This window comes from Parvularcula lutaonensis, assembly GCF_014651915.1.
Classification (GTDB): Bacteria; Pseudomonadota; Alphaproteobacteria; order Caulobacterales; family Parvularculaceae; genus Parvularcula; species Parvularcula lutaonensis.
In genome coordinates this window covers 533,200-548,266 of the sequence record NZ_BMXU01000002.1, presented here as the reverse complement: position 1 = coordinate 548,266, position 15,067 = coordinate 533,200, and the positions used below count along the sequence as shown (strand labels likewise).

The 15,067-nt window shown below is 63.3% G+C and carries 14 protein-coding genes; 10 read left to right on the top strand and 4 right to left on the bottom strand.

Translation table 11 applies throughout. The features are described from left to right. Positions 1-77: 77 nt before the first annotated feature. The gene (locus tag IE053_RS11005; RefSeq protein WP_189575937.1) at positions 78-2,189 is read right to left on the bottom strand and encodes a ComEC/Rec2 family competence protein; all 2,112 of its coding nucleotides are present in this window, start codon (positions 2,187-2,189) and stop codon (positions 78-80) included. Here IE053_RS11005 and gltX point away from each other — a divergent pair. The 8 genes from gltX to IE053_RS10965 all read left to right on the top strand — a co-directional run bounded on the left by gltX (position 2,188) and on the right by IE053_RS10965 (position 9,365). After that, positions 2,188-3,600, top strand: a complete 1,413-nt coding sequence (gltX, locus tag IE053_RS11000; RefSeq protein ID WP_189575928.1) for a glutamate--tRNA ligase — start codon at positions 2,188-2,190, stop codon at positions 3,598-3,600. The two genes, IE053_RS11005 and gltX, sit on opposite strands and share 2 nt — an antisense overlap. 159 nt (positions 3,601-3,759) lie before the next feature. Continuing rightward, on the top strand, positions 3,760-5,049 hold the full coding sequence (locus IE053_RS10995; RefSeq protein WP_189575925.1) for a citrate synthase: 1,290 nt from the start codon (positions 3,760-3,762) through the stop codon (positions 5,047-5,049). 66 nt (positions 5,050-5,115) lie between these two features. Then, positions 5,116-5,643 carry a DUF2059 domain-containing protein gene (locus IE053_RS10990; protein WP_189575918.1) on the top strand — a complete coding sequence of 176 codons (528 nt, stop codon included), beginning with the start codon at positions 5,116-5,118 and terminating at the stop codon, positions 5,641-5,643. A gap of 29 nt (positions 5,644-5,672) precedes the next feature. Then, on the top strand, positions 5,673-6,410 hold the full coding sequence (locus tag IE053_RS10985; protein ID WP_189575910.1) for an aspartate/glutamate racemase family protein: 738 nt from the start codon (positions 5,673-5,675) through the stop codon (positions 6,408-6,410). 286 nt (positions 6,411-6,696) lie between these two features. Then, positions 6,697-7,848, top strand: coding sequence for a GNAT family N-acetyltransferase (locus IE053_RS10980; protein WP_229786184.1), 1,152 nt, complete (start codon positions 6,697-6,699; stop codon positions 7,846-7,848). Further along, a complete protein-coding gene (locus IE053_RS10975; RefSeq protein WP_189575906.1) occupies positions 7,845-8,225 on the top strand; it encodes a putative signal transducing protein in 381 nt (126 codons plus the stop codon). The genes IE053_RS10980 and IE053_RS10975 overlap by 4 nt, the downstream gene beginning before the upstream one ends. Next, a complete protein-coding gene (locus tag IE053_RS10970; RefSeq protein ID WP_189575905.1) occupies positions 8,222-8,653 on the top strand; it encodes an HIT family protein in 432 nt (143 codons plus the stop codon). The genes IE053_RS10975 and IE053_RS10970 overlap by 4 nt, the downstream gene beginning before the upstream one ends. After that, positions 8,643-9,365 (top strand): SDR family NAD(P)-dependent oxidoreductase, encoded by a 723-nt coding sequence (locus IE053_RS10965; protein ID WP_189575903.1) that lies wholly within the window; start codon positions 8,643-8,645, stop codon positions 9,363-9,365. Before IE053_RS10970 ends, IE053_RS10965 begins: the two co-directional genes overlap by 11 nt. 94 nt (positions 9,366-9,459) lie before the next feature. On the opposite strand, the gene hemA is transcribed toward IE053_RS10965, so the two are convergent. Next, entirely contained in the window at positions 9,460-10,707 is a 1,248-nt protein-coding gene (gene hemA, locus IE053_RS10960; protein WP_189575901.1) for a 5-aminolevulinate synthase, read from the bottom strand. 105 nt (positions 10,708-10,812) lie between these two features. Next, on the bottom strand, positions 10,813-11,322 hold the full coding sequence (ldtR, locus tag IE053_RS10955; RefSeq protein ID WP_189576951.1) for a transcriptional regulator LdtR: 510 nt from the start codon (positions 11,320-11,322) through the stop codon (positions 10,813-10,815). 134 nt (positions 11,323-11,456) lie between these two features. Here ldtR and hemB point away from each other — a divergent pair, with 134 nt between their 5' ends. Next, positions 11,457-12,455 (top strand): porphobilinogen synthase, encoded by a 999-nt coding sequence (gene hemB, locus IE053_RS10950; protein WP_189575899.1) that lies wholly within the window; start codon positions 11,457-11,459, stop codon positions 12,453-12,455. Here the strand turns inward: hemB and IE053_RS10945 are convergent. Beyond that, complete coding sequence (locus IE053_RS10945; RefSeq protein WP_189575897.1) at positions 12,452-12,937, bottom strand: flavin reductase family protein; 486 nt, start codon at positions 12,935-12,937, stop codon at positions 12,452-12,454. The two genes, hemB and IE053_RS10945, sit on opposite strands and share 4 nt — an antisense overlap. A 221-nt stretch (positions 12,938-13,158) precedes the next feature. Here IE053_RS10945 and IE053_RS10940 point away from each other — a divergent pair, with 221 nt between their 5' ends. After that, positions 13,159-15,009, top strand: a complete 1,851-nt coding sequence (locus IE053_RS10940; protein ID WP_189575895.1) for an SLC13 family permease — start codon at positions 13,159-13,161, stop codon at positions 15,007-15,009. Positions 15,010-15,067: the final 58 nt, after the last annotated feature.

Genomic DNA, 15,067 nt, shown 5'->3' with positions numbered 1-15,067 from the left:
ATGCGGCGCCTGACCTCGGAAGCCATACCTTGTTACTCTTGGGTCCCCCGAAGGCTTTGGACCTTCCGGGATCAGAGCTACCTCGCAAGATCCAGGACCCAGCCTGTCGCCTCCCGGCGCAAACTCGCCGCCGGGTGGGTGCCATCCGCGCGAAGGGAGACGAGCAGCGCGCTACAGTCACGGGCATCTCCTTCAGCACTCCGTGCACGAAGCACCACGATCTCCGAACCCGCGCAGGCATCCATGAGGTCGGCGCGGTCCGTGATGACCGTAAGGCGCCCCCCTCGGGGAAGCGCGGTTCCGCAAGGCCCCTTGGTGCAGCCCCTCATGGTCTCCTGCATCTTGATCTCCGGGGCCGTGCCAAGGGACTGCAGCCATGCCTCGACAGTGAACCGGTCGCGGCGCTTGGAGAGGATGGCGAGCTGCGCCTCTCCGCTTTCCTGCACGACACCGACATTGCGCAGGTCGCGGCTGAGGAAAATATCAGGCTGCTGAACGGTGAGCCCTGCCGGCAGCGCGAGGAGCACCAGCGCTGCACCTGCCAGCCGCCACGGCGCCCTTGCAAGAGCGAGCGTCAGAAGCCCCGCTGACGCCAGCACGATCCCTGCTGGCGCAAGCTGCGGCACCAGTTTCACCGCACCTGGAAGACCTGCCGTCCAATCGGCGATGGCGAGGACGATGCCAATGCCCTGCCCGACAAGAAAGAGAACTGGGCCATCGAGCCCGAACGGCATGAGGAACATCGCCAGGACCATGGCCGGCATCACCGCGAGGGTGATGATCGGCATGGCGAGCATGTTGCCGAGAAGACCGAAACTCGCAATCCGGCCGAAATGATAGGCTGCGAAGGGCCCTGTCGCCAGACCCGCGAGGAAGCTTGTCAGGGTGAGGCCACCGAGGAAGCCACCAACTTTTGTCAGCGTGCTGCGTTCACCTTCGCGGGGCCAGCGCTCATCGATGAAACCGAAGGCCGAGATCAGCGTGACGACAGCGGCGAATGACATCTGGAAACCCGGTGCGACGACCGCCTCGGGGCGCAGGGTCATGATGACCAGGGCCGCGAGTGCCGCGTTCCTGAGCGAGATCCCGCGCCTGTCGAACAGGATCGCGCCGAAGACGATCGCGGCCATGATGAAGGCTCGCTGCGCCGACCACGCCCCGCCTGAGAGCGCGAGATAGAACAAGCCGCCGAGCAGTGCGCCTGCCGCCGCCCATTTCTTGATCGGCGCATGGAGCGCGAGCCATTCGCTCCGTACAAGGAGCGCGCGCAGGGTCCAGAAGAGGAACCCGCAGACAAGCCCCATGTGGAGACCCGAGATGGCAAGAAGATGCGCAAGGCCGGCATCGCGAAGGTCGTTGACATTCTCCTCACCGATCCGCTCGCGCTTTCCTGTCATCAGGGCTGCAGCGACTGCGCCCTCGGGTCCGCCGATCTTGCGCTCGACACGGTCGGCCACGGCTTCGCGCAGGGCCTCGATCCGCATACGGAGACTTGCACCCACGCCCTCGATCACACGCGGCGGTTCATAGGAGAAGCCGACCCCACCGATCCCCTCGTAACGCATGGCCCGCGCGAAGTCGTAGCCGCCGGGCATGGCAGGACCCGGCGGAGGGGTGAGCTGGGCTCGAAGCGACACGCGGTCCCCCGGCTTGGCGCCATTGGGCTCACCCCGCCAGATCACCCGCACCTTGCGCGGCGGGTCGTCGAGATACGAGATGCTCTCCACCCGAATGTTATAGCGCCGGTCGCGCTCGCGCATCTCGACATCGACGAGCGTGCCGCGCACCTCTGCTGACATATCCGTGGGAATGAGCGGCGCCTCGACCATCTCCGTACGGAGAGCAATGAGCGCCATGCCGCCGAGGAAGCAGGTCATCGCCCTTGCCGCGAGCCTCGCCCCTTCGACCCGGCGAGAGCTGGCCGCCGTCCAGAGAAGGCAGGCGCTGGCCGCAGCGAAAACCGCCACGCCGGCGCCCGGCGGTTCATTCAACGAGAACCACAGCACGATCCCCGCCGCCATCAGGCACGGCGCCCAGAGGATGAACCGCCGTTCCTCCATCGCCGACCAGCGGCGGAAGGTGGCGGACAGGTCGCGCCAGAAGACGCGCCAGCGTGAGCGCTTGGCGAATGCGCCAAGGCCGCTTAGGTGGCCGCCTTTCAGCGCTTTTTCGCCCCAGGGAACTCTCATGACCGCCGACACTAAGCCGATCGTCACGCGTTTCGCACCGTCTCCGACAGGTTATTTGCACATAGGCGGCGCCCGAACTGCCCTTTTCAACTGGTTGTATGCGCGGAGGAACGCGGCTGCCGATGGATCGAAGTTCCTGCTGCGCATCGAGGACACCGACCGCGCACGGCACAACGAGGCCGCGGTGGAAGCGATCCTCGATGGCCTGACATGGCTCGGCCTCGACTGGGATGGCGAGCCGCTCAGCCAATTCGAGCGCGCCGACCGGCACAAGCAGGTGGCCCATGAGCTCCTCAAACGCGGCAAGGCCTTCAAATGCTGGCTCGCTGGCGAAGAACTCGACAAGGCGCGGGAGGAAGCGCGCGAGAAGAACATTCGCTTCACCAGCCCCTATCGCGATGGCGGCGAGGGCGAAGGTCCCTATTCGATCCGCCTCAAGGCGCCGATTGAGGGCGAAACAATCGTCAAGGACGAGGTCCAGGGCGAGGTGCGCTTCCCCAACGCGACTTCGGACGACGTCGTGCTCCTGCGCTCGGACGGCACGCCGACCTACATGCTGGCCGTCGTCGTCGATGACCATGACATGGGCGTGACGCATGTCATCCGCGGCGATGACCACCTCAACAACACGCCGAAGCAGCAGCAGATCTACGAGGCGATGGGCTGGGACGTGCCGGTCTTCGCGCACATTCCGCTGATCCACGGCAATGATGGGAAAAAACTATCGAAGCGCCATGGGGCCCTCGGTGTCGAAGCCTATCGCGACCAGGGCTTCGTGCCCGAGGGGTTGATGAACGCCCTTCTCAAGCTCGGCTGGAGCCATGGCGATGACGAGATCATCACCAGGGAACAGGCGCTCGCGTGGTTCGACCTCGGCGGAATCGGCAAGGCCCCGGCGCGTCTCGACCCGGACAAGATGGCGAACACGAACGCGCATTATATCGAAGGCATTGCCGATGAGGACTTCGCCGACGCGATCGCGCCCTTCCTCGAGAAGCCGCCATCGGAGGCCCAGAGAGAGATGATCACCCGCGCCGCGCCGTTCCTGAAGCCGCGGATGAAACTCCTCTCGGAGGCCAGAAATGCCGCGGCTTTCCTGCTCCTCGAGCGTCCTTTCGAGATCACCGGCAAGGCCGCCAAGCCCCTGAAGAAAGACGGTGCGCTTGGCCATCTCGCGGCCCTCGCGCAGAAGCTGGAGACCGTGGAGAGCTGGGACCCGGCCACCCTGGATCTCGCCGTCCAGACCTATGCCGAGGAGAACGGCGTCGGCTTCGGCCAGGTCGGCCCGCCCCTGCGCGCTGCGCTGACGGCAGGGAACCCGGCGCCGACCCTTGGCGAGACGCTTTTCGCCCTTGGCCGGGACGAGGCGCTGGCCCGGATCACCGCCGCGCAGGACAGTTTTTCTGCGTAACTCCGTCATCTCGACCGACTGCGCGAAAGGACTAACTTGCGGTCTTGGCCCAAGCCCTTATTGTCGCGCCGCAACAAAGGGCGTGCAGATCAGCACGCCATAACCCCCACGGCAGGCGCAGATGTCCAATCCGCGCTGCCGCGCGAGGAGATACGAATAATGCAAAGCAAGATCCAGCAGGCCGGCACGGCGATTATCGAAGGCACGGAGTTCCCGGTCTACAAAGGCACCCACGGCAACGAAGTCATCGATATCCGGAACCTGACGAAGGTCACCGGAAAGTTCACCTTCGACCCCGGCTTCACCTCCACCGCCTCCTGCGAAAGCCAGATCACCTTCATCGACGGCGATGAGGGCATGCTCCTCTATCGCGGCTACCCGATCGAGCAGCTGGCCGAACAGGCCGACTTCATCGAGACGGCGTACCTCCTCCTCGAAGGCGAGCTTCCGACACGGGAAGAGTGCGCGAAGTTCCGCAACGACATCACCTACCACACCATGGTGCACGAGCACTTCCTGAAGTTCTTCGATGGCTTCCGTCGTGATGCACACCCGATGGCCATCATGTGCGGTGCGGTCGGTGCCCTCTCGGCATTCTACCACGACTCCACCGACATCCACGATCCCGAGGCGCGCAAGATCGCCGTGCACCGCATGATCGCCAAGATGCCGACCATTGCGGCCATGGCCTACAAATACACCATCGGCCAGCCCTTCGTTTATCCGCGTAACGATCTTCATTACACCGAGAACTTCATGCATATGTGCTTCTCGGTCCCGGCGGAGGATTACGAGGTCAACAAGACCCTCGCTTCGGCTCTCGACAAGATCTTCATTCTGCACATGGACCACGAGCAGAACGCGTCGACCTCGACGGTCCGTCTGGCAGGCTCGTCGGGCGCCAACCCCTTTGCCTGTATTGCGGCCGGCATTGCCTGCCTCTGGGGCCCGGCCCATGGCGGCGCGAACGAAGCTGCCCTCAACATGCTGCAGGAAATCGGCACGGTTGATCGGATCCCGGAATATATCGCCAAGGCGAAGGACAAGTCCGATCCGTTCCGCCTGATGGGCTTCGGTCACCGGGTCTACAAGAACTACGACCCGCGGGCGAAAGTCATGCAGAAGGCTTCGGCGGAAGTCCTCGAAGCCGTCGGCGTCAAGGACCCGCTCCTCGACGTTGCGAAAGAACTCGAGAAGATCGCCCTCGAAGACGAGTACTTCGTCGAGAAGAAGCTCTACCCGAACATCGACTTCTATTCGGGCATCACGCTCCGTGCACTGGGCTTCCCCCGCTCGATGTTCACGCCGCTCTTCGCCCTTGCCCGCACGGTGGGTTGGATCGCCCAGTGGCGCGAAATGCTCGAGGACCCGAACCAGAAAATCGGCCGTCCGCGCCAGCTCTACACCGGCGCAGCAAAACGCGACTTCGTGCCGATGGACCAGCGCTGAAAAAAGCGTTGAGTTCAAACCCTTTCTGATGGGAAGTTCCGACGGACATCAAGAAGGGTTCCAAGAATGCCATCAAGAATCATCGCAGCAGGCTTCGGCCTGCTGTCTTTCGTTGTATCCTCGGTGACCTCGGAAGCGATCGCTTCCGAAAATGCCCAGCCAGCAGATTCTTATCGAGAGCGACGCGAAGCCGCCGAGCAGTACGTCAACAGCCCCATGATGCAGAAGCAGTTCGACCAGATGCTCGCGCCTGGGGGGATGCTAGAGCAAGTGGTAGCGGCGGTGTCTCTGGGGGACATGCCGCCTGAGTTCAAAGCTCTGGTCATTGAACTCGCGTTGGATGAGTTCCGGGCGTTCAGGCCGCAGTTGGAAGAGGCTCTGATCGAGGCGAGCGCCCAAACTTACACGGTCGCCGAACTCAATGCGGCAGCTGCGTTCTATGACTCCCCGGAAGGCCGATCGATAATTGAGAAAGCGCCTCAGATGCAGGCGGCATATCTGAAGCTGTACGAGCCCGTTATTACGAATTACATGGACGCTGTGCAGAAACGGGCGAAGGATTTCGCTTCCGAAATTCAGAAACAGGAGCGTTGAAGCCGCTCTAGCATATGCTTCAGGACGCCATGCCCGATCGCCAACGCCCACTCCGCCAGCCGACCATCGGCATTCTCGGCGGCACCAGCCATGTCATCACCTCGCGCTATTACGATATGCTGAATGCGGAGCTTCAGCGCGAGCTCGGTGGTGACGATATGGCTGAAACGCTCATCATGGGGATGAATTTCGGCAATGTCGGCGCCTTCGTGCAGGCCGGCGACTGGGGCGGCCTTGAAGCCTATGTCGAGGGCAAGATCGACGGGCTGATCGCGGCTGGTTCCGATATCATCCTCGGTGTCTCGAACACCGTCCACGAAGTGATGGCCCCGATTATGGCGCGGAAGGAGACGCCGTTCCTGCCCATCAGTGCCCCGCTGGTCCAAGCGGTGAAAGCTTCGGGCCTCGAACGGATTGCGATCTTCGGTACCCGCTCCACCATGGACCACGGCCTTGTCATGCGCGAGGTCGAGGAGAAGGCGGGCGTCACGCTCCTGACGCCAAACGACGCGGAGAAGGAAGAAGTCCACCGCGTCATCTTCGAGGAGCTGGTCAAGTTTCAGTTCACGGAGGAGTCGCGCGAGCGCTTCTGCCAGATCGCCCGTCGGCTCCAACGTGAACAGGGTGCACAGGGCCTGATCCTGGGCTGCACGGAGATCATGCTGCTGGTCGGCCAGGACGACCTGCCGGATGTGGAAGTGTTCGCCACGGCAGAGCTGCATGTGAAGGCTGCCGCTCGCTGGGCGCTCGATCGAATCGAGGGCTGATCCTTGCGGTTGCATCGGCAACTGCAGCTACAACTGGCCGCGATGTTGCCGCGCTCGATTTCTCGTGGTTAACAATCCCGTAACCGAGCGGGCGCTGGGCGCAGAGCAGCAGCCTGCAAGGACTTCGGCGGGTGACCGTCGTGACAGAGGCCCCAAGAACCGCCCCCCTCATTCGGACGCGGGGCCTCGCCTCCAAGGGAAAGCCGCACCTCTCGGGGTGCGGCTTTTTCTTTTTCGCGCCCCGCGAGGGCTGTGGCAGCGCCATCCCATGCCCTACATCGCGGGAATGAGCGAACCGCAGGCGACGATCGAGACCATCCACACCCTTTCCGAGCTCGATCGGCAGGAATGGGACGCCGTCGCCAATCCCGAGGGCGCGGTCTACAACCCGTTCGTCTCGTGGGACTTCCTCGAAGCGATGGAGAGCTCGGGTTCGGCGAGGCCGGAGACAGGCTGGCAGCCCGCGCATATCCTCCTGCGCAGGGGCGGCAGGATCGCAGGCGCAATGCCTGCCTATCTCAAGGGTCACAGCCAGGGCGAGTATATCTTCGACCACGCCTTTGCCGATGCCTACAGCCGCGCTGGCGGGCGCTACTATCCGAAGCTCCTCTCCGCCGTCCCCTTCACCCCGGCTACAGCCCGCAAGCTTCTCGCTCCGCAGGCGGAGGACCGTGCGCTCCTCGCAGCAGGGGCGCAGCAGGTCGCAGCGCGCATGGGCCTGTCAGGCGCGCATCTCAACTTCCTCACCGAAGAGGACGCTCAGACAGCGGAGGATCAGGGATATGTCATCAGGATCGGTGAGCAGTACCATTTCGAGGACAGGGGCTTCGGTGACTGGCAGGGCTTCCTTGACGCCCTCGCCTCCCGCAAGCGCAAGGCCCTGCGCAAGGAACGGGACGCTATAGCGAAAAGCGGGCTGGCGATCGAATGGGTCTCCGGCAAGGACATTGAGGAGCGGCATCTGGACGCCTTCTGGTGGTTCTACCAGGACACCGGCGCGCGGAAGTGGGGCAATCCCTATCTGACGCGGACTGCCTTCACGATCCTTGCCGAGCGGATGGCCGACAGGCTTCTCTTCATCTTCGCGAAGCGAGGCGACGAGTATATCGCAGGTGCGATGAACCTTGTCGGCGGCGACACCCTCTATGGCCGCTACTGGGGATGTTCCGAGCACGTTCCGTTCCTTCATTTCGAGCTCTGCTACTATCAGGCGATCGACTATGCGCTCACGCATGGCCTGAAGAGGGTCGAGGCGGGCGCGCAGGGCGAGCACAAGATCGCACGGGGCTACGAGCCTGTCGCGATACGCTCGGCCCACCGCATGATCGATCCGGGCTTCCACGACGCCGTGGTCGACTACCTCAAGCGCGAGCGGCACCACATGGAGGAGGAAATCGAGCTTCTCAGAGGCTACACACCGTTTAAGAAGGGCGGATGAAGGAGATCGCGCGCATCTATGACCTCGGCGAGGCGCAGGTCGTCGTCGGGTATCTGCGGTCCAGGGGCTTTGACGTCGAGATTGCCGACTACCACACCCTCAGCGCGAGACCCGAACTCGCTATCGGCCTCGGCGGGTTCAGGATCATGGCGGCCAATCAGGATGCCTTCATGGCGACAAAGGCGCTCGAAGAAAAACGCCCGAAGCCGAGATTTGCCCCCTGCCCGCGGTGCAAGAGCACGAAAGTCAGGCGACGGCGAGCATGGGGTTTCCCCCTCGCCGTCACTGCTTTATTCGCATCGCTGTTCCCGTTCGCGCCCGCAACGGACAGCCTGCGATGCGCCACCTGCGGCCATAGCTGGAAGGATGAAGAATGAGCCTGAACATCAGCTATGATGACAACAATGTCTTCGCCAGGATCATCCGTGGCGAGCTGCCGAAGGTCGCTGTCTTCGAGGACGAGCACACTCTTGCCTTCATGGATGCCTTTCCGCAGTCGGAGGGTCATACGCTCGTCATCAGCAAGCTGGCCAAGGCGGTGAACATCACCGACCTCGATCCAGACGAGATGTGCCGCATCATGCGCACGGTGCAGACGGTTTCGCAGGCTATCGTGAAAGCGCTGAACCCTGATGGTTTCCGTATCGTCCAATTCAATGGCGAAGCGGCAGGACAGACCGTCTTTCATACCCATTTCCATATCATTCCGGTCTGGGAGGGACAGTCGCTCGGCCGCCACGGCGAGGGCATGGCTGACACCAAGGACCTCGAAAAGATCGCCGAAAGGATCCGCAATGCCCTCTGATACACTCAGTGGACGCACCATTCTTGTAACGGGCGCGAGCCGCGGCATCGGTTATGCGACGGCCCTTGCCGCTGCAAAGCGCGGGGCGACGGTCATTGCCCTCGCGCGCACTGTCTCGGGCCTCGAAGCGCTCGATGACGAGGTCCGGAAGACGAACGGCAAGGCGGTGCTGATCCCCGCTGACCTTGAAAGCGAAGAGGCCCTGACCCGTCTTCCTACCGCGCTCGAGCAGCGCTTCGAGAAGCTCGACGGACTGGTCCTCAATGCCGGCCTGCTCGGCCCGCTGACGCCGGTCGTCGATATCCTGGGCAAGGAGTGGCACAAGACCTTCACGGTCAACCTTCATGCGAACCTAGCGCTCCTGAAGCTCCTCGATCCGCTGCTGCAGAAAGCAGGCGATGCCCGCGTCGTCGGTGTCACCTCCCGCGCAGCGCATGTGTTCAAGCCGTTCTGGGGAACCTACGCTGCGTCGAAGGCCGCGTTCGAGGCACTGGTGAAGACCTACGCCGCCGAGCAGCGCGAAGGCCTGCGTGCGAACCTCATCGACCCCGGCCCGACGGCGACCGAGATGCGCGCCGAGGCCATGCCCGGCGAGGACCCCTCGACGATCACCCCGCCCGAGAAGATCGGTGAACGGATTGCCGACATGCTGGAGCCCGCATTTGACCAGCAAGGCGAGACGGTGGTGTTTCCGCGCCCTGACGGGAAGTGAGCCCTGACTTCACCTCTCCCGCGGGGGAGGGGTGAGGCTCCACACACAAAAAGCGCCCCGCAGGGCGCTCTTCCTTACGGGTTCGCGCTTGAACCTATTGCGCAGCGATCCGGTCCGTCGGAAGCTCGCCGCGGGCAAGCTTGCACTCCGCCCACAGAGCATCGAGCGCGTCCACGAGATGCTCGACATGCTCCTCCGTGTGCAGCGGCGTCGGAGAGAAACGCAGGCGCTCCGTCCCCTTCGGCACGGTCGGATAGTTGATTGGCTGGACGTAGACGCCGAACTCGTTGAGCAGCCGGTCGGAGATAGCCTTGCAATGCACGGGGTCGCCGACAAACACCGGCACGATATGGCTCTCGCTCGGCATCACCGGCAGGCCCTTCTCCTCGAGCGCCATCTTGAGATGCGCGGCCCGCGCCTGGTGTTCGTCCCGCATCGACTGCGCTTCCTTCAGGATACGGACAGACTGCAGCGCGCCAGCGACAAGGACCGGGGACAGCGCCGTCGTGAAAATGAAGCTCGAAGCGAAGGAACGGATCGCGTCGACCAGCTCGGCTGATCCGGCGATATAGCCGCCCATGACACCGATCGCCTTGCCGAGGGTGCCCTCGACGCAGTCAACCATGTCGAGGACGCCATCGCGCTGGGCGACACCGCCGCCCCGCAGGCCGTAAAGCCCGACGCCGTGGACTTCGTCGAGATAGGTGAAGGCACCGTATTTCTTCGCGACGCGGCAGATCTCCTCGATCGGCGCGATATCGCCGTCCATCGAATAGACGCTCTCGAAGGCGACGATCTTCGGCTGGTCTTCGGGAAGCTGCGCGAGGAGCTCTTCGAGATGTTCGACGTCATTGTGGCGCCAGATCATCTTCGGGCCGCGGCCACCGCGAATGCCCTGGATCATGGAGGCGTGGTTGAGCTCGTCCGACAGGATCACGACGCCCGGAAGCAGCTTGGCCAGCGTCGTCAGCGTCGCCTCGTTGGCGATGTAGCCCGAGGTGAAGAGGAGCGCCGCTTCCTTCTCGTGAAGGTCGGCCAGCTCCTTCTCCAGAAGGACATGGTAGTGGGTGGTGCCTGCAATGTTGCGCGTGCCGCCAGCGCCTGCGCCAACATGGTCGATGGCATTCTTCATTGCGGAGAGGACGGCCTCGTGCTGGCCCATCCCGAGATAGTCGTTGGAGCACCAGACGGTGATCTCCTGGGTCGAACCGTCATCCTTGTGGATGATGGCCTGCGGGAAGCGGCCGCAGTCGCGCTCCAGATCGGCAAAAACACGATAGCGGCCCTCGGCGTGGACTTCGCCAAGGGCCTTCTGGAACGCGGCTTGGTAATTGAACGTCATGCGGCCCCCGCTAGCACAAGAAATCACGGACGCGACATACGTAATATCGCTAGGGGAAATCGCTGCTCCCGAGAGCGCCGCGGCGGCGATGCGCCGCGGGCAGGATCAGAGCTGGTAGCGGATCTGGTCAGCCCAGAAGCGCTCGAGCCGGTCGAGCGTCAGATTGGTGCCCGAAATCATGTCCGACGAGACGTCACCAACCTTCTCAAGGCTCTCGAGATGGCGGTTGAACAGCGCGTCGATCTTGTCCCGCACCGCGAAACCCGTTTCCGTCAGCGAGACGCGGACCGAACGGCGGTCGCGCTCGGAACGCTCATGGCTGATATAACCGGCCTCGACGAGCTTCTTGAGGTTGTAGCTGACATTCGAGCCGAGATAATGGCCGCGGGTGCGGAGTTCCCCGGCCGTCAGCTCGCTGTCGCCGATGTTGTAAAGGAGGAGCGCCTGTACGGCGTTGATGTCCGTCTGGTCCACGCGCTCCAGTTCGTCCTTGATGACGTCCAGGAGCTGGCGATGGAGCCGTTCAATCAGCGTCAGCAGCCGCAGGTAAAGCGGCTGGATCTCGAGGCTGTCATCGGCATTGTCCAAGGAGCGGGCTGTCGCTTGATTGTGCATCGTCTCTGTCTGCTCGTTCGAGGGGTCGGGCATCGTGCAGGTCCGATCTAACAAGGCCAGTGTGAAGAATTCGCCAACAAGGGACAATCTGTGACACGCTTGAACCTAAATCAAATCGCTCAATACGGGTATTCATGAAGAATTATCACGGTTCCTTCCCGCTGACACGCCTCCGCAGGCTCAGAAAATCTAACGGCATCCGGTCTCTCGTCCGGGAATCAAGAGTTTCCCCCAGCGATCTGATCCAAGGCGTGATTTTGCGCGAGGAAGGCGACCCCGCTGCCATTCCGGCCATGAGGGGGGTCGAGCGGCTGACGGTGACTGAAGCGGCGGACCTTGCCGAACGCGCCGTTAAGGCTGGTCTCGGGGGGCTTGCCCTGTTCCCGTACACATCTGCTTCAGACCGGGATGCCGCTGGCAGCAGGGCCTTCGACCACGAAAATTTGATGGGCCGCGCGGCCCGAGCGATCAAGCAACAGGCGCCCGAGGCGGTCATCATCGGCGACGTGGCGCTCGATCCCTATACCGACCACGGCCATGACGGCCTGATGGGCGAGGACGGCACGATCCTCAACGACCAGACCGTCGAGGCGCTCTGCCGCCAGGCGGTGACGTTGGCCCAAACCGGTTTCGACGTGGTCGCCCCTTCGGACATGATGGACGGACGCGTCGGCGCGATCAGGCAGGCGCTCGACCGAGCGGGCTTCGAGGATGTCGCAATCCTCTCTTACGCCGTGAAATACGCTTCGGCGTTCTATGGCCCTTACCGTGATGCCGTGGGCAGCAGGGGGGCACTGAAAGGCGACAAGCGGACCTACCAGATGGACCCCGGCAATGCCGAAGAAGGCCTGCGCGAAGCCGCCCTCGATGTCGGCGAAGGCGCGGACATGCTGATGGTGAAGCCGGGACTCGCCTATCTCGACATGGTCACGCGGGTGAAGGACCAGTGGGGCCTGCCGACCGTCGCCTTCCAGGTGTCAGGCGAATACGCCATGCTGCGGGCGGCCAGCGAGGCAGGCGCCTTCGACTTCGACGCTGCCCTCATGGAGGCGCTCCTGTGCTTCAAGCGCGCGGGGGCCGACGCCATCATCACCTATGCCGCGGAACATGCCGCGAAGCTGCTGACAGACTAGTCTTCGATCATCGGGCCGGACAGGAATTGCCGGCCCGCATAGACCAGTGGCTTCCCCGGAAAGCTGTCGAAATGGACGATCTCACCGATCAGGATGGTGTGGTCGCCCACCTTCAGTCGCTCGGCGAGGCGGCAGTCGAAGCCTGCGATGCGGCCTTTGAGCAAGGGCGCACCGGTCTTGAAGGTTTCGCCCTCGCCATTGATGAATTCATGCTGGCCGGGCGTGGCGAAGCGCATGCACGCCTTTTCCTGGTCCACGGACAGGATGCTGACCGCATAATGGTCCGCCGCGAGGAATTCGGCAGCCACGCTCGTATGGTCGTCGAGGCACCAAGAGACGAGCGCAGGCTCGAGCGCCACGGAGTTGAAGCTGTTGACGGTGATGCCGAGCGGTTTGCCGTCGCTGCCGACGCAGCTGACGACGGTCACCCCGGTGGGGTAGCGGGCAAACGCGTTCTTGAGGGGACGAAACGGATCAGACACAGCGTTCGGCCATAGGCGAAGCATGGCGCGCCGTCCATGCCAGAAGCGCCGCACCCGCGAAAGCTAGGGTGTTTCGGCTTAACGGTCTGACATCCTTTGATTGCGCGGCCCCGTCGGATCGTGGCAGAACGATATGGCGAGCGTGGGGCGGGGAGCAGGCTGGTTGCCTCGCCCGCGTCGTTCTGCGCCATGCAAGAAATGCGCGGGGACCGTTTGCCTTCATGACCTTGGACGAACTCATCCAGCAATGGCCGATGTGGTATGTGCTGGTGGTCATTGCAGGCGCCGTGATCGCCTACGCACTCGACAGGTTCTCGATCGAAGTCGTCTCCGGCGCGGTGCTGGTGGCGCTGATCGTGCCCTTCGCGCTCTTTCCCTATTCGGATCCGACCACGGGGGAGGTGCTGCTCGACCCGGCCCAGCTTCTCATGGGGTTCGCCAGCCCGGCGTTGTTCGCGATCCTCGGCCTGCTGATCGTCGGACAGGGAATGTATCAGTCGGGGGCGCTTGAATACCCGACACAGGTGCTCGTCAAAGCCTACGAAAAGCTCGGCAAGCTCGCGGTCGTGCTGATTTTCGCCTTCATCACGGTCGTCTCGGCGTTCCTCAACAACACGCCGGTCGTGGTCATGTTCGTGCCGATCATCGCGGCCATCGCGGCGCAGGGCGGCATCCCCTCCTCCAAGATGATGATGCCGCTAAGCTTCCTCTCAATCCTTGGCGGTATGTGCACGACCATCGGTTCGTCCACGAACCTGCTCGCGGTGGAGGCCTTCGAACTTGCCGGCGGACCGCGCCTCGACTTCTTCGCGCTGATGCCGATGGGCCTCGTCCTCGTCGCGGTCGGCGCGATCTACCTCGCCATCACGTCGCGTTTCCTCTTGCCCGATCGCGAAGGTCCCAACGACCTCGTCGAGAAAGACGGTCGCCAGTTCGTCGCCCAGATCGAGATCGGCCGCGGCAACCCGCTGATCGGCGCATCGCCCAAGGCCGGCCGTTTCGAGGAACTGCCCGACATCACCGTCCGGATGATCCAGCGCAAGGACGAGGTGATCCTGCCGCCCTTTGACGACGTGAAGCTGCGCCTGGGTGACAAGCTGATCGTCGCCGGCACCCGTGCAGCGCTGACGGACCTGCTCCGCCGCAGGCCCCAGATTCTCGACAGCTTCATGAGCGAGGTCGAGACCGCCGAGGGCGCTTCGGGGGAGCTCACCATGGTCGAAGCCGTGGTCGCGCCGGGTTCGCGGATCATCGGACGGTCGATCAACCAGATCCGTTTCCGCTTCCAGACCAACTGCGTCATTGTCGGCCTGCAGCGGCGCAGCCGCATGATCCGTACCGATATCGCCTCGATCCGCCTGGAGGCTGGTGACGTTCTCCTCATCCTCGGCGACCGCTCTGATGTGCGGGCCCTGCGCGGCGACCGCGACATCATCATGCTCGAACGGTCGATGCAGGAGATTCAGGATATCGCTCATGCCCGCTATGCGGCGCTGATCTTCCTCGGCGTTGTAGGCGCGGCGTCGACAGGGTTCCTGCCTATTTCCGTAGCCGCGATCCTTGGCGCCATGCTCATGGTGGCCACCGGCTGCCTCAATGTGCGGCAGGCCGCCCGGGCCGTGGACAGACGGGTCTACCTCCTGGTCGGCGTCGCGCTTGCGCTTGGCTTCGCCCTCGACCGGACGGGGGGCGCGGCCTATCTCGCTTCCTTCATCGTACCGCTGGCCGAGAATGGTGGTCCGATCACGTTGATGGCCGTGGTGTTCGCGATCACCGCGATCATGACCAACCTGTTGTCGAACAACGCCACCGCCGTCCTTTTGACCCCGATCGGGGTCAACGCCGCGACGGCAGCCGGGATTGATCCGACTGTCATGGTGCTGACGATCATCTACGCTGCGAACTGCTCCTTCGCGACGCCCGTCGCCTACCAGACCAACCTCCTCGTGATGGGCCCCGGGCATTACCGGTTCGGGGATTTCATCCGCGTGGGCGTGCCGCTGACCATCCTGCTCTGGCTGACCTATATTGTGGTGGCGCCGTTCTATTTCCGCGCGGTCGGGCTTCTCTAGGCTACCGGTCTTGCGAATTGTCACCAACGGATTCATCCTGACGGGGTGCGACGGTAGC

Coding starts and splice junctions, on each gene's coding strand:
- gltX (WP_189575928.1), top strand. CDS start 2,188: ATGACCGCCGACACTAAGCCGATCGTCACGCGTTTCGCACCGTCTCCG.
- IE053_RS11005 (WP_189575937.1), bottom strand. CDS start 2,189: ATGAGAGTTCCCTGGGGCGAAAAAGCGCTGAAAGGCGGCCACCTAAGC.
- IE053_RS10995 (WP_189575925.1), top strand. CDS start 3,760: ATGCAAAGCAAGATCCAGCAGGCCGGCACGGCGATTATCGAAGGCACG.
- IE053_RS10990 (WP_189575918.1), top strand. CDS start 5,116: ATGCCATCAAGAATCATCGCAGCAGGCTTCGGCCTGCTGTCTTTCGTT.
- IE053_RS10985 (WP_189575910.1), top strand. CDS start 5,673: ATGCCCGATCGCCAACGCCCACTCCGCCAGCCGACCATCGGCATTCTC.
- IE053_RS10980 (WP_229786184.1), top strand. CDS start 6,697: ATGAGCGAACCGCAGGCGACGATCGAGACCATCCACACCCTTTCCGAG.
- IE053_RS10975 (WP_189575906.1), top strand. CDS start 7,845: ATGAAGGAGATCGCGCGCATCTATGACCTCGGCGAGGCGCAGGTCGTC.
- IE053_RS10970 (WP_189575905.1), top strand. CDS start 8,222: ATGAGCCTGAACATCAGCTATGATGACAACAATGTCTTCGCCAGGATC.
- IE053_RS10965 (WP_189575903.1), top strand. CDS start 8,643: ATGCCCTCTGATACACTCAGTGGACGCACCATTCTTGTAACGGGCGCG.
- hemA (WP_189575901.1), bottom strand. CDS start 10,707: ATGACGTTCAATTACCAAGCCGCGTTCCAGAAGGCCCTTGGCGAAGTC.
- ldtR (WP_189576951.1), bottom strand. CDS start 11,322: ATGCACAATCAAGCGACAGCCCGCTCCTTGGACAATGCCGATGACAGC.
- hemB (WP_189575899.1), top strand. CDS start 11,457: ATGAAGAATTATCACGGTTCCTTCCCGCTGACACGCCTCCGCAGGCTC.
- IE053_RS10940 (WP_189575895.1), top strand. CDS start 13,159: ATGACCTTGGACGAACTCATCCAGCAATGGCCGATGTGGTATGTGCTG.